This is a genomic window from Polyangium sorediatum (assembly GCF_029946465.1).
Taxonomy (GTDB): Bacteria; Myxococcota_A; Polyangia; order Polyangiales; family Polyangiaceae; genus Polyangium; species Polyangium fumosum.
This window is the reverse complement of sequence record NZ_JARZHI010000048.1, coordinates 45,715-59,654: the sequence shown is the minus strand read 5'-3', so window position 1 is coordinate 59,654 and position 13,940 is coordinate 45,715. Positions and strand designations below refer to the sequence as shown.

The following is a 13,940-nucleotide window of genomic DNA, read 5'->3' as shown; positions in this document are numbered from 1 at the left end:
TCCTCGACGAGGCGCCGAGCAGACCCATGGAGCCCTGCGTGCCCGGAGGTGGCGAGGGTTCACGAACACGACTCTGCCATTTCGACCGAATCAGTTGCCGCCGGACCTCCGGTAGCGACGGTTCAGGCGGCGGGCCGCTGCTCCCAGTCGTTTTTGCAGACGGTGACGCTAAAAGCCGGGTCGTGAGGTTCGTCCGTACACAACCCCCTTGCCGAGGGTTCGTCCGCGTGTGTAGGATGCTCGTCCCGTGGTTTGTCCTTCCTCACGCGCGACTCTGCTGCTTCTGCTCACGCTTTCGGCTTCCACGATGGCGGCGGAACCCGAGACGTCTTCTGCTCCGCCGAACGACCCCAAACCCTCGCGCGCGAGCCAGTATCGCAAGTTGAGCCCCGAAGCGGAGGAACGATTCAAGTCGCGCGTTGCCGTGGGAGATCGAGCCCTCGAAGCGGGCCGACTGAATGAGGCTGCCGATGCGTATTCGGAAGCCCTCTCGATGAAGCATGACCCTCGCCTGTCCGGACGCCTCGGTCTCGTCCTCTCGATGTTCCTGCCGGATCCACGAACCGATCTCGAAATGGCATTTGCACTGCAAGTTGCCGTATCGGAGGCGGCCGGGATCTCGTCCGCCGAACGCAGGCAATTCTTCGAGGCGTACGAACGCGTGCGCCGACGCGTCTGTCGCCTCGATGTCATGACCAGCGACGTCGACGCCATGATCTCGATCGGAAGCGACAAGCGTGTTCGAAGCGAAGGTGCGTTTTGGACGTTCATTTCGCCTGGTGAGACGAAGGTCACGGCGACGCTCTCGGGCCGAGAAGACTTGAAGCAGACCGCTGAATGCGTCGGCGGGAAGTCGATGCTCCTGCAATTCGAGTTTCCTGAGCCTGCCCAGGCGCAGCCACAAGTCATCACGATCGAGAAGGAGCCGAAGGAACGACGCGTGGTTGTTCGCGAGAACGGGGCCCACGAGAAGGTGGACCCTGCGAGCGCACCGAGAGGTCGTGGCCTGTTCAGTGCCGAGGGTGGAGCCACACTGGTTGTGGGGGCTCTACCGTCTCCAGCGATGGGTGCTTCGCTTGCCGGCTGGTATCGTCGAGAAGCCTTCTCCGTGATGGCTGGCGTCCGGGGCGTGTGGTCTGTCGGGCCGGTGGAGGCTCGCCCGATCGATGCATTCCTATTCAGTGGGTTAGGTGGTCCCTGCGTATCGTGGAAGTGGCTGGATACGTGCGTGTTGGCGAGCCTCAACGTGATACAATATGAGATGGCCGACACCTCGCTGTACTTGCCTGACAGGGAAAGTGAGGTGATCCCGGGCGTCGGGATCGGCGTCGGGGCTCGCTACAAGATCGCTGGACCGTTCTCGGTTCGCTTGTTCGGAGACGTTTCCTCTATGCTCAGGCAAACGTCGATCTCGATCCGAACGTCCGACAGCGCCACCCCCGTCTGGAGTGGTGGCCGGTTCATGGCTTCGGCTGGTGTCACTATTTCCATTTCACAGTAGCTCGGAGAGGGTATTTGGCATGATCTTCGATCGATATCACGCATCCTGGACGGCCGGCATCGTTGGAGCACTCGCGTTCGGCGCCATCCTGGCCGTTCATGGATGCACAACCGAACCGTGGGAGCTCGAATTCCACTGTAAACCGGACGCGAACCCCGATGCCGATATCCATGGGGATTGCTTCCCTCCCGATGGCGGCAATGGGCTCGAACCCCTGTCGTGTGTCGCGCGAGGCGGGCAGTGTGTGCCGATGGGGACGTCGGACTTCCGTGAGAAGGCCGTCCTTCTGTGGATGGGGGCGGAGGAAGAGGCTCCCGACTGTCCCGATCGAGCCGATACCGTGTTTTATACCGGGTTCGCCGACCTGTCGGTGCATGTGCAATGTGCGGCTTGCTCGTGCGGACCCGCGTCTTGCACGCTCCCCAGCTCGATCAACGTCGACTCCGCGAGCTTCTGCCAAGGCGCCAATCCCACGGAGTATTCAGGCCCGGAAGGTTGGGACGGTTCGTGCGTCTCACCCGACGTGCTCCCCTCGGGAAGCTTCTCGTCGATCGAACTGGCGGCTCCCAGCGTGACGGGATGCGAGCCAATCGGAGACCCTGCCCCCAAGGCCCCGGGCTTCGCGCCTGGCCGGCCTGGTGGGCCCAAATCGTTCGCGAACGGCATTTCCTGGGGGAAGTACGCGAAAGCCTGTCATGGCACGGCAGAAGGGCGTTGCGAGTCCACGAGCGAGACGTGCCTGCCGAGCACCGAGCCACCTCCGCCCGAGTTCAGGCAATGTGTGCAGTACACGTTGCCCGTGGACGAGGCGAACCTGCCGCAATGTCCCGAGGCGTTTCCCGAGCGGGTCTTAACGTACCGGGGGACCACCGGGAAGGTCGAGTGCTCGTCCTGCGAATGCGGGGAGCCTTCGGGTGCAAAATGCAGCGCGATCCTGTCGGCGTTCCAGGACCCAGCATGCGGAGGCGTTCCCATGTCGCTGTTCGAGAACGTCCCGGCTCTGGACGGGAGCTGCATCAACTTCGGCGCAGCTTCCTTCGCCCTCGGATCGATCTCGGCGAAGTGGACCGTCAACGAGCCCGGGACGTGTGAACCGAAGGGTGGGGAGCACGTGGGAGAGGTGAAGGGCGTCGATCCGAGGGTCTTCTGCTGTAAGGGGTTGCCAGACGAGTGATCCCGTAAAGGGATCATTGTTGGGCGGCAAGGGTGCATAGAAGACCACAGTGGTTGCGAGCGCTCTTTTGCTTGGAGTTCGAGAAGGAACTGCTGGCGCAGTTGAACATGCAGAAGTCAGGGCAGGGCCGGTCGGGGCTCACGTGGGGGGCATCTGTCTGCCCACGCTCGCCCGGGACGTTGGTTTTCACTCGCTCGCCTTCGAGGTGAGCTTTCTCGTACCGTACTACGTCCTCCATAGTTACCGCTATCTCTACCTCGACGAGCCGGACAGCTACGGCAATCTCTTCCCACCGGTGGAGCGGCGCTTCGAATTCACACCCGAGGAGCAACCCTATGCGGATGGGGTCGCACACGAAATCGCAGTCGTGTATCCCGGGTACGAGTTCATGCCGCCCGAAGTCGGCCATGTCGTCGTTCCAGATGTTCAACACCATCTGCGGTATGCGGGTGAGGCCACGATCTACGATTGCCTGATCGACGAGCAGGCGCTCCCGCGCAAAAAGGACGCCTGAATCTCCCTCCGGCAGTCCGACCCCGACGAGACGTGGCCGAGGTCAGCCCCGGCTGTAGCCTTCGCGCGAGGCTGTTCTTGACGTCCAGGACCCGTTTGTCTTACCTACGCGCTCCGACCCAGGCCCGCTCGCCCCACCCCCCATTGAAGACCATGCTCACTGCCCGCCAGATCGAAGAGATTGCCTTGCGGTTCCTCCCGTTCGAGCACGACGGGGACACCTTCGGGTTGCGGAGCCTTTTTCAGGAAGACAAGTCGCCCTCGGACGACATCCGGATCGAAGGTGAGACCCTCTCCCTGACCCACATGCTCGTGAAGCGAATGCCCGATGGCAGCATCTCCGACGTCTACGAGTTCGAGGACCGCTACGACCTGACGACGCTCACCGAGGAGCGCTGGACGGCCTATCTGGAAGGCTTCCGGCGCGCGTTTCCCGCCATCGAGCACGACCTGGAGAGGATGAGGCGTCCGGAGGTGCTCGACGATCCAGCGAACGTGACGGCGGACGATTTCGAGCGGGTGTTCCTGACGCCGAGCCCCGAGGACGAGGATGTCCGGCCGTTCCTCGAAAAGACCGAGGAGGGGTATCAGGCCTTCCTGCTGAAGGCGCGGCCCAAGGGCAAAGAAGACGCCCGGCGCCGGCGCGCCGAAGCCGTCGACAAGTTCATGGCCCGCCACGCGGAGGTGGCAGCCCGCGTCGAGCAGACCTACGGGCTTCTCCTGCCCAAGCATGCGGCGCTGACCTGGGCTTTTTTCGCGAGCCTCTCCCCGTATGAATGGCGCGCACCCGCCCAGCGCCTCGGCATCGGCCCGTATACGGTGTCCTCGGGGGTGCTCAGCCTCTATTCGGAGCGCGCTTTCCAACGGCCGCTCAAGGAGGGCTTTGATCCGCGGATGCACTTCGTCGCTCCGGCCTTCCCGCCGGAAGCCCTGATCATGTTCTGCGGGGATTTCAACGCGTTCGCGCTCTTCTATGACGATCCGGACTACCTTCCCAGCGGCGCGGTCGTTTACGACATGGAAGACAAGTCCCGCTGGATGGGAGAGACGTTCCTCGACTTCTTCCGGGACTGGGCCCAGCAGCTCGTCACGTATCCCGCGTTTCTGCGGGATGAGGACGGGAAGATCGACGAAATCACGTTCTTCAACATCCGCTTGTTCCTGGAGGCGCTCGAGGAGTTCGAGGAACATACGGAGCCGGTCCGCGAAGAAGATCGCGCCCGGATGCGCTGGCCTTACAGCGAGCGCACGCAGAGGGCGGAGCACGGCTCGGGGGTCGGCATTTGCACCGATCAAGGCGATGGAGCGGGCTTCGAGATCCCGTCGGACATCCATGCCGCCGAATCCCAAGCGGCCGTCGCGCAGGCGGTCGCGCGCGCCAGGCAGCTCCTCGCGGAAGGAGATCCGCGTTATGCCTTGGTGCTCGGCCGGGAGCTTCATTGCGCCTGCGGGGTCCCGGACCGGAGAAATTTCTCGCCGCTCTGGCAGCCGGAGGCGCTCTCGTTGATGGTGGCCGCGTACGAGGCCCTCGGGCGCGGCGCGCTCGCGCGCAAAGCGGAGGTCCACCACGCAAACCGCGGCATCTTCATGCAGGACGTCTATGAGAACGCAGATCCCGCCACCGAGCCGCTGGGGTTCGAGTCTGCCGTGGCGCTTGCGGATGACTATTTTCCCTTTCTGCTCCGTGACCACAGCCTGGGCTTCGAGACCGCAGACGGACAGCGCGCGGAACCGGTCGATTGCATTCAGCTCCAGGATGGAATCCTCACCGTGAACCTGGGCTTCACCTACACAAATCCCGCGGACGGCTCGGGCGTAGGGTTTTTCGTGGCCGCGCAGTACGACGTGACGAACGTCTCCGTGCAGCGCTTCCGCGCGTTCCTCGCCGGCTGGCAGAAGGCGTTCCCGGACCTCGTGAGACGCTGGGAGACGTGCATCAAGCGTATTGAAGAGGAGAACGCGGATCCCTTCGAGGGGATGGACATGGCGGACATCTGGAGCGCCTACGCGCTGGCCAACGAAGCGAATACCTCCGAAGAGGACTTCGCGTGGGCCATCCGCGACGGTCTCCAGAGCGGCGGCAGAAACAAGGAAGAGCAGTACCGGGCGTACCTGGAGGCCGTGCATCCTTCGGACGTGGAGCAGGACAAGCGTCGCTGGGCCGCCGCGCTCGAAACGGCCCTGGTGCGTTTTCCGGCGGTCGCGGCGCGGGTGGAGAAGACGTACGGGCTGCGCCTGCCGAAACATGTCGCGCTCGCGTGGGCCTATTTCACCAGCCTCACGGAATCCGAGGCGCGTGGTTTCCGGGAGCTGTTCAGCGTCGACCCGGGGGGCGTGATGGACCTATTCGAAGACGGCGGGCTCGATCGAAAGGTCAAGGAGGGCTTCGACGAGCGATTGCACCGGGTCCAGCCGTGTGATCTCCCCGAGGACCTGCTCGTCGCGTCCGCCCGCGCCGACCATCGGCTCGTCCTGGTCTACGACGATCCATCCTGTACACCGAGCGGCGTGATGCTCGTCGACGATGGTTTCCGGGTTTGGCGCGCGGAGACGCTGCTGGATCAGATTCGCGCGTGGCTGGACGGCGTGCTCGAAGACCGCGTGGACCGCTACGCCCACCGAAAGGACGAGAAGCTTCTGGCGCGGCGGCTCTTCGAGGTGCTGGACGCATTCGCGGAGCACGAGGAGCGAATCCGACGGGAGGACCGCGCCGCCATGCGCTGGTCCTACGCGGAGCGGAGCGCGGCGGACTTCAAGCTGGGCATCGTGGGCATCCGGACCGAGCAGGGAGATGCCGAGGGAAGGGAGCTCGCGGACGCGCTGACGAAGTACCAGGATGCGGAGGACGAGGTGCAGGCGAAGCTGCCGGGCTGGATTGCGCGCGCCAAGCGAGAGCTCGCGGAGGGAGATCCTCGTTATGCGCTGACCCTCGGGCGGGAGCTACATGCGTCCTATCCCTGGCCGCCCCAGGAGGAGCGTCCCGCCCTATGGCAAGCCGAGGCCCTGGATCTGATGGTCGCAGGGTATGAGGCCCTCGGGCGGCACGCCCTGGCGAGGCGGGTGGAGGCCCACCACGCCCATCGGACTCTGTTCCACGAGAGCGCGTACGAGGACGAGCCCTCGTCGTGACCTCCCCTTCGACCGGGAGAGCCTAAGCTTCGTCTTTGCGCTCTTCCGCGGGCATAGCCTCTTCGGCCGGCGGCGGTGTCGGTGCCGCCGCTGGTGCCGGTGCCGCCGCCTCGCCGGGCGCCGCGATCACCTTCCGAATCGCCGTCAAATGCCGCTTCGTCACGCCCGTCACGGCGAGGATCTGCGCGTCCGTGGCCGTGCGTAGCGCCCCCATCGAACCGAGCTCGCGCAGGAGCGCTTTGCGCACGGCGTCGCCGAGGCCCGCGATGTCCTCGATTTCGGAGCGCAGGCGCCGCGCTTTGCCGAGCTTTTCGCGGATGTGGTTCGCGAACCGGTGCGCCTCGTCGCGGGCGCGCGCCAGGAAAAACAAGGACGAGCTGCCCGGGCGGAGCAAGATGCCGTTCTTCTGGCCAGGCAAGTAGACGCGGTCGACCATTTTCTCGCCGATCACGCTCTCCCGCTCTTTGGCCAGGCCCACGATCGGCAAATCGTGGAGCCCGAGGTCGCGCGCCGCCGAGAGCGCCACATTGAGCTGGCCCCGCCCGCCGTCGACCACGAAGAGGTCCGGCAAATCCCATTCGGCCTCGGCCTTTTTGCCCGACGACGGCGGCGGCGCTTCGGTCTCCGGCTCGGTCTCGGTCTCGGGCTCCGCCATTGCGTCCACGGCCACCTCGATCTCCGTCTCCGTGGCCAGCTCCGCCTCCGCGGCGGCTTCGGCGGCGACTTCCGCGGCGGCTTCCGCGGCCGCCTCGGCCTCCTTCACCTCTCTCGCCGTGCGGCCGCGCCGGAAGCGGCGGGCGAGGACTTCGTACATCGCCGCGTAATCGTCGCCTTCGGTCTTCGTGCGCACCCGGAAGTTGCGGTAATGCTTGCGGTCGGGCTGGCCGTCGCGCAGCGCCACGATCGAGCCGACGGTGTCGCCGCCGCCGAGGTGCGAGATGTCGCAACACTCGATACGACGCGGGAGCGAGGGCAGGCGCAGGCGCTCGCGGAGGTCGTCGAGGCGCGCTTCGATGTCGTCCGAGGCGCGTTGTTTTTCCTTGAAGGCGTGCTCGGCATTCTCGCGCGCCATCGCGAGGAGCTCGACGCGGGGGCCACGCTGGGGCACGACGAGCGCGACCTTGCGGCCGCGACGATCACCGAGCCATTCGGAGACACCCTCGGCGCCGTCGGGCAGGACCGGCAGGAGGATCTCGTCCGGAATGACGTCGACCGGGACCTCGGCCTCGTCGCCGTAATATTGCGTGAGGAAATTGCCGAGGATCTCCTCGTCGGGCAGCTCGACGCCGCGCAAGGAGAACGAGACGGTGTCGGCGACGCGGCCGCTGCGGACCTTGATGAGCTCGACCTCGGCGATCGAGCCCTCGCGGTAGAGGCCAACGACGTCCTGGTCGACGTCCTTCACGGAGACGACGCGCTGCGATTCACGCGCGATCTCGACGGCCTTGAGCTGGTCGCGGTAGATGGCCGCGCGCTCGAATTCCATGGAGCGCGCCGCCTCCTTCATGCGTTTTTCGAGCTCGCCCGTGAGCTCGTCGTGCCGGCCTTCGAGGAAGAGCGAGACGGAGCGGACCTGCTCGGCGTATTCGTCGCGGTCGACCTCGTAGACACAAGGCGCGGGGCAACGCTTGATCTGGTATTGCAAGCAGGGCCTGCGCCGCGAGGCCATGTCGAGGTCGGTGCAGGTGCGGAGCTTCCAGTGCTTGTTGACGAGGTGCAGCGTGCGGCGCGCGCTCGTCGCCGAGTGGAAGGGGCCGAAGTAACGGGCGCCGTCGGGCGAGGGGCGGCGCACGGTCTCGAGGCGCGGCCACGCGGCCTTCGTGTCGATGCGCAAGCAGAGGAAGTCCTTGTCGTCCCGGAGCTTCACGTTGAAGCGCGGCTTGTGCTTCTTGATGAGCTCGTTCTCGAGGACGGCCGCTTCCTTCTCCGTGGAGGTGACGACGGTCTCGAGGTCCCGCACGATCTTGCGCAGGATCGGGATGAAGTAACGCGAGTCGCTGCCGCCCTCCTGGAAGTAGCTGCGGACGCGCGAGCGCAGGCTCTTCGCCTTGCCTACGTAGATCGTCGCGCCGGTCTTGTCGTAGAAGAGGTAACAGCCAGGCTTCGTCGGGAGCGTGTCGAGCTTCGCGAGGACCGGATCGGTCTCGGGCTCGGGAGCACGTGCGTCGTCGGACACTCCCATCGTCTAGCGCCGGATCGCCGCTCCAAGCAAGCTCTGGCTTGACGCGACGCCGAACCGAGAGCGACGCTCCCGTCCGCACGAACGTCCATGCCCAGCCCCAAACCCACGCCCAAGCCAGCACCCAGGCCCACGCGGAGCGAGCCTTCGACAGGCTTCCGCGTCGCGCTGACCCTCCTCAAGATCGTCGCGATCGTCTGGGGGTTCGTCGCCACCCTGATCTCGCTGATGGCCGTGGTCGGCGCGTTGACGGAGAACGGCTACGCCCGGGTGCTCGTCGCGCTCGCCGTGGCCGTGATCGTGCCGCTCGGGATCGCCGACAGGCTCCTGCCCGAAGGGCAAACCAAGGGCGGCGCGAGCATCATCACCGACGTGCTCGCGATCGTTTGGCTCGGCGTGGCGCTCGCGTTCACGGGCGCCGCGAAGTTCACCGGGTCGCTCTACGTGAAGGAAGGCGACAGGCTCGCCGCCGCTGGCTACGCGCAGCTCGCGCAGGTCGCGTACCTGCTCGGCGGCGTGCGGCCCGCGTTTCCGGAGCCGACGCCCGCGCCCGTCGCGGACGTGGCCGCGGACGCGGGCGCGGACGCGGAGGCCGCAGCGGATGCGGGCGCGGCGGCGGACGCGGCGGCCGTGCCCGCGGTCGTGGACGCGAGCGCGCCCGTGGATGCGAGCGCGCCCGGGGACGCCGGCGCGACAGGGAAGCTCGACAAGACGCCGGCCGAGCTGTTCCGTGATCTCTCGCCTTCGGTCGTGACGATCTTCGTGAAGAAGGGCGAGGCGCAGGGCGGCGGGACCGGGTTCTTGATCGACGAGGCCGGGGTCGTCGTGACGAACCACCACGTGATCGAGGGCGCGACGTCGGCGCGGATCAAGTTCGAGAACGGCGCGGCCTACCAGGACATCCAGGTGCTCATGGACAACCGCGAGGTGGACCTGGCCCTGCTCGAGATCAACCTGAAGGAGCCACTCGAAGGGGGCGCGCCGCCGGACGTGAAGCCGCTCGATCTCGGCGACTCGGAGAAGATCGTGGTCGGCGAGAGGGCGATCGCGATCGGCAACCCGCTCGGGCTCGAACACACGCTGACCGACGGGCTCGTCTCGGCGCGGCGGCTGCACGAAGGAAGGCAGTGGATCCAGATCTCGGTGCCGATTTCCCCGGGAAACTCCGGCGGGCCGCTGTTCAACATGCGCGGTGAGGTGATCGGGATCAACACGGCCCAGTTCGGCGGCGCCTATGAGAGGGCGCAGAACCTGAACCTGGCCGTGCCGGTGAACGAGCTCAAGCGCCTCGTCAAAACGAGCTACCCCGGGCGGCGCAAGCTCGGCGATCCGAGCGCCTCCTCCAGCCAGTGGTGAGTCCATTGCGCCAGAAAATCGTCTTCGTTTTGCTCATCTGTCTCCTCGGGGGGTTCGGCGCGATCTTCGTGACGCGGAGCCGCGCGCCCCACACGGCGCCGCCGCCGAAGCCCGAGGCCGTCGAAGCCGCGTTGCCCGCCCCGAGCGGGAGCGCGAGCGCAGGCCCTGGGGCGAGCGCGGTCGCGAGCGCAGGCGTGGTGCCGAGCGGGAGCGCGGGCGCCGCGCCCGTGGCGAACGGGAGCGGGAGCGCGGGCGCGCCGGCGGTGGACGCGAAGCCGGAGCCGCTGCTCGATCGGCCGCTGAAGGTGGTGTCGCTCGGCTGGGAGCTGGCAGCGCCGGGGCTGCTCGCGAACGAGGGGCAGGCGCCGGGGCCGAAGAGCGTGTTCACGGCGGCGGGGCTCGACGTGCGGATCTCGGTGCAGGACGCGATGAGCGCGGTCGAGGAGGCGCTCGCGCGCGGCGGCGGCGACGAGAACGGGGCGGACGTGGCCGTGGTGCCGCTGCCGACGTTCCTCGCGGCCTACGAGCGGCTGCGGGCCCTGTCGCCCGAGGTGTTTTTCGTGGTGGGGTTCTCCCGCGGACGCGAAGCCTTCGCGGCGAAGGACGGGCTGCCGACGGGGCCCGTGAAGGGCGACGTGACGCTCGTGGGGACGCCGGGCGCGCCGGCGACGTTCGTCGGGCTCTTCTTGCTCGACGTCGCGGGCGTGCCGGCCGCGAACGTGAAGGTCGTGGCGCCCGGGAGCCGTGAGGAAAAAGAGGCCGGGTTCGTCGCCTTCGATCGGACGGAGGCGGGCGCGGACGGCGCGGCGGGGCGCAAGATCGTGCTGACGACGGCGGACGCGCCGCGGCTCGTTCCGCTCGTGGCCGTGGCGCCGCGCGGGCTCGTGACGGACAAGGAGCGCGCGCTCGCGGCGCTCGCGAAGGGGTTTTTGGAGGGGCAGAAGAAGCTCGCCGCGGATCCGCCGGGCGGGGCGCGGATCGTGGCGGCGGCGAAGGGCGCGCCGGAGCCGCTCGCGCTCCTGCGGCGGCTCGGGGACGTGGCCCCGGCGTCGATCGGGGACAACGCGAGGATGGCGGGGTTGTCGGGGCGCGGGGCGCTGACGCTCACGACGTTGTTCCAGCGGACGTGGCAGCTCTACCGCGGGGCCTCGGTGCTCGCGACGCCGCCGCCGGAGACGCCGCCGATTGCGACGAACGTGATCGCGGCGCTCGCGCGCTCGGGCGCGCTTCCCGGCGGTGATGGGAAGAGCGAGGCGGGCAAGGGGAAGCTCTCGGAGGGCGAGAAGCCGCTCGTGGTGTTCCGTCAGGAAAAGTTCGACGAGGAGGCGCTGATCGACACGGTCGGGCTGCTCGCGGCGGTGTTCGAGCGGAGCGTGGTGCGCGTGTCGGTGACGAGCGCGGCGGGCGTGGACGGGGCGAAGTCGAAGAAGGTGATCGAGGCGGCGGAGGGGCGTTTTGATCTGGAGAGCGGAAAGCTCGTGGCGCCGAAGAAGGCAGGCGCGAAGGGGGCGGCGGTGGTGGAGGTGATGGCATTGCCATAAGGGGGCGCCGTGATTTCGGTCGGCGGGACAGACGATTCGTCGATCGTGACGGGCTCGTGATCTAGAGGACTTCCAGAGGTCGGGGCACCTCGTGTACCCTGCTCCGGATGGCATCCGAGAGCGGCCGTTACGACAAGCTCGCCGAGATCGCCTCCGGTGGCATGGCCACGGTCTACCTCGCGCGGACCCACGGCCTCGGCGGGTTCGAACGGCTCGTCGCCGTGAAGGAGATGCACCCGCACCTCGCCAAGGAGCCGGAGTTCGTCGCGATGTTCCTCGACGAAGCCCGGCTCGCCGCGCGGATCCGGCACCCGAACGTGGTCGCGACCCTCGACGTGACCGAGGCCGAGGAGGGCGCGCTCTCGCTCGTGATGGAATACGTCGAGGGGCCGAGCCTTCAGCAGATCCTGCGGCGCGCCGTTCGTCAGAACGATCCGGTGCCGGTCGACGTCGCGCTCCGGATCTTCCTCGACGCGCTCGCGGGCCTCGAAGCCGCGCACGAGCTCGCAGACGAACAGGGCGTACCGCTCCGGATCGTGCATCGCGACGTGTCTCCGCAAAACATCCTCGTGAGCACGGACGGCACGACCAAGCTGACGGATTTCGGGGTCGCCCGCGCCGATTCACGGCTTTCGAGCACGCGCACCGGGACGGTGAAGGGGAAAGTGCCGTACATGGCCCCGGAGCAGATTCGTTCGAAGCCGCTCGACAGGCGCACGGACGTGTATGCGGCCGGGGCGGTGTTATGGGAGATGCTCGCCCGTCGCCGGCTGGTGAGGGCCGAGAGCGAGGTGGCGATGATGTACCAGATCACCGAGAACGCGGCCGTGTCGCCGCGCGAGGTGATCCCGGAGGTGCCCGAGGCCGTCGCGCAGGTGTGCATGAAGGCCCTGGAGAAAAACCCCGACGAGCGTCACGCGAGCGCCGCCGATTTCGCCGATGCGCTGGAGGCGGCGGCGCGCGCCGACGGGGTCGTGCTGGCCAACGCGCGCATGGTGGCGGCGTATGTCCGGACAATCAACGTGCACCGCGCGCCGTCGGCGCTCGCCCCGGAGGGCCGGCGTTCGACGGTGTCCGGCATTTCGAGCGTGACGGGGCCGGGAGGAACGGGGAGCCAAGAGGCAGCCCTGCCCGCGCCGGCAGCGACCCCGGCGCGCACGGCGCTCACGAGCACGCGGGACGCGGAGGTCGAGCCGCCGAAGAAGAGGTCGCTGCGGGGGATGTTCGTTCTGGTGGCCGTGGCGGCGGCGGCCATCGGGGTGTTCGTAGGGGTGCGGTATGGGCAGTCGTCTCCGGAAGCAAATGGGCCGAGCGAGGGGCGCGTCACGCAAGGCGCGCCGATCGAGACGCAGGTGCCGTCCGTGACGACGGCCGCCGAGCCGCTGCCCGCCGCGTCGACGGGGGCGTCTGCGGCGGCGGCGCCGATGTCCACACCCACGCAGGCGGCGCCGTCCGCGGTGGCAAAGCCTGCGACGCCTCTTTCGACGGCTTCGACCCTTCGGACGGCAAACCCTCCGTCGAAGGGGGGCTATCGTCCTCGGGAGTTATGACGCGTTTCATGCGACGTCCCCTCGCTGCATTCGTGGTGGCGGTCCAAATCGCCATGTCGGGCGCGCCCGCGCTCGCCGCGCCGCCCCCCGCATCCGCGGCCGCGGCGCAGAAGGCGTTCGACGCGGGGCAGGATCTGTACGACAAGGGCCAACACGAGGAGGCGATCGCCCGGTTTCGTGAGGCCTACGCGATCACGAAGAGCCCGAATGCACGGATGATGGTCGCCCGGTCGCTGCTCGCGCTGGGCAAGATCGTCGAGGCGTATGAAGAGCTCGCGGCGACGCGGGTCGAGGCGGCGGTCCTGGCCCAGGAGCAACCGAAATACGAGCGGGCCCGCGACAGCGCCGCGGCCGACCTCGCCGCGCTCGAGCCCAAGGTGGCGAAGGTGATCGTGGCCCTCGCGCAGCCCGAGGGCGCCCGCGTGACCCTCAATGGCACGGCGCTGCCAGCCGAGCGGCTCGGCGTGGCCATCGTCGTGCTGCCGGGCAAGGTGGTGGTGGTGGTCGAGCCGGCCCAAGGCGCGCGGATGCAGCGCGAGGAGACCGTGGTCGGCGGGCAGACGAAGACGATCTTCGTGGCCCCGGGCGCCGAGGCGACGAAAAACGAGCCCATCACGCCCGCGCCCGCAGAATCGACGACGGGCGGCGGCGTGCGGATCGCCGGGTACGTGGTCGCGGGGCTCGGCGTGGTGGGGCTCGGGGTGTTTGGTGTGACGACCGCGATGGCGCAGAACAAATACGACGGGATCATCGCCGATTGCGGGGGGAAGCGGTGCACGGAGCCGCGGTATGCGGACGTGATCGACGAGGGAAAACGGCTCGATACGATCGCGCTCGGCTCGCTCGTGGGCGGCGCGGTGGGCGTGGCGGCGGGCGCGTTGATGATCGCGCTCGGCGGGCCGAAGGGGGCGAAGAAGACGGACGCGCGGGTCGTGGTCGGGCCCGCGGGCGCGTTCGTCGAAGTGGGTGGGGCGTTCTGAGCCGGGCGAGGGTTGGC

9 protein-coding genes are annotated in these 13,940 nt (G+C 67.7%); 8 read left to right on the top strand and 1 reads right to left on the bottom strand.

Translation table 11 applies throughout. From position 1 onward, the window contains the following. Positions 1-307: 307 nt before the first annotated feature. From QHF89_RS35565 to QHF89_RS35550, 4 genes are all read left to right on the top strand, one after another. Positions 308-1,501, top strand: a complete 1,194-nt coding sequence (locus tag QHF89_RS35565) for a hypothetical protein (protein ID WP_136966696.1) — start codon at positions 308-310, stop codon at positions 1,499-1,501. A gap of 973 nt (positions 1,502-2,474) precedes the next feature. After that, a complete protein-coding gene (locus tag QHF89_RS35560; RefSeq protein WP_136966697.1) occupies positions 2,475-2,675 on the top strand; it encodes a hypothetical protein in 201 nt (66 codons plus the stop codon). Between the two features lie 142 nt (positions 2,676-2,817). Further along, the gene (locus tag QHF89_RS35555; RefSeq protein WP_136966698.1) at positions 2,818-3,189 is read left to right on the top strand and encodes a hypothetical protein; all 372 of its coding nucleotides are present in this window, start codon (positions 2,818-2,820) and stop codon (positions 3,187-3,189) included. Positions 3,190-3,341: 152 nt separating this feature from the next. Continuing rightward, entirely contained in the window at positions 3,342-6,317 is a 2,976-nt protein-coding gene (locus QHF89_RS35550; protein WP_136966699.1) for a hypothetical protein, read from the top strand. A gap of 22 nt (positions 6,318-6,339) precedes the next feature. Here QHF89_RS35550 and uvrC read toward each other — a convergent pair whose 3' ends face one another. Continuing rightward, positions 6,340-8,493 (bottom strand): excinuclease ABC subunit UvrC, encoded by a 2,154-nt coding sequence (gene uvrC / locus QHF89_RS35545; protein ID WP_284721346.1) that lies wholly within the window; start codon positions 8,491-8,493, stop codon positions 6,340-6,342. A 93-nt stretch (positions 8,494-8,586) separates the two neighbouring features. Here uvrC and QHF89_RS35540 point away from each other — a divergent pair, with 93 nt between their 5' ends. The 4 genes from QHF89_RS35540 to QHF89_RS35525 all read left to right on the top strand — a co-directional run bounded on the left by QHF89_RS35540 (position 8,587) and on the right by QHF89_RS35525 (position 13,923). Further along, entirely contained in the window at positions 8,587-9,852 is a 1,266-nt protein-coding gene (locus QHF89_RS35540; RefSeq protein WP_136966701.1) for a S1C family serine protease, read from the top strand. Positions 9,853-9,881: 29 nt separating this feature from the next. Further along, a complete protein-coding gene (locus tag QHF89_RS35535; RefSeq protein WP_284721345.1) occupies positions 9,882-11,393 on the top strand; it encodes a substrate-binding domain-containing protein in 1,512 nt (503 codons plus the stop codon). 107 nt (positions 11,394-11,500) lie between these two features. Then, positions 11,501-12,943 (top strand): serine/threonine-protein kinase, encoded by a 1,443-nt coding sequence (locus tag QHF89_RS35530; protein WP_136966703.1) that lies wholly within the window; start codon positions 11,501-11,503, stop codon positions 12,941-12,943. A gap of 8 nt (positions 12,944-12,951) precedes the next feature. Beyond that, positions 12,952-13,923 carry a CDC27 family protein gene (locus QHF89_RS35525; protein ID WP_136966704.1) on the top strand — a complete coding sequence of 324 codons (972 nt, stop codon included), beginning with the start codon at positions 12,952-12,954 and terminating at the stop codon, positions 13,921-13,923. Positions 13,924-13,940: the final 17 nt, after the last annotated feature.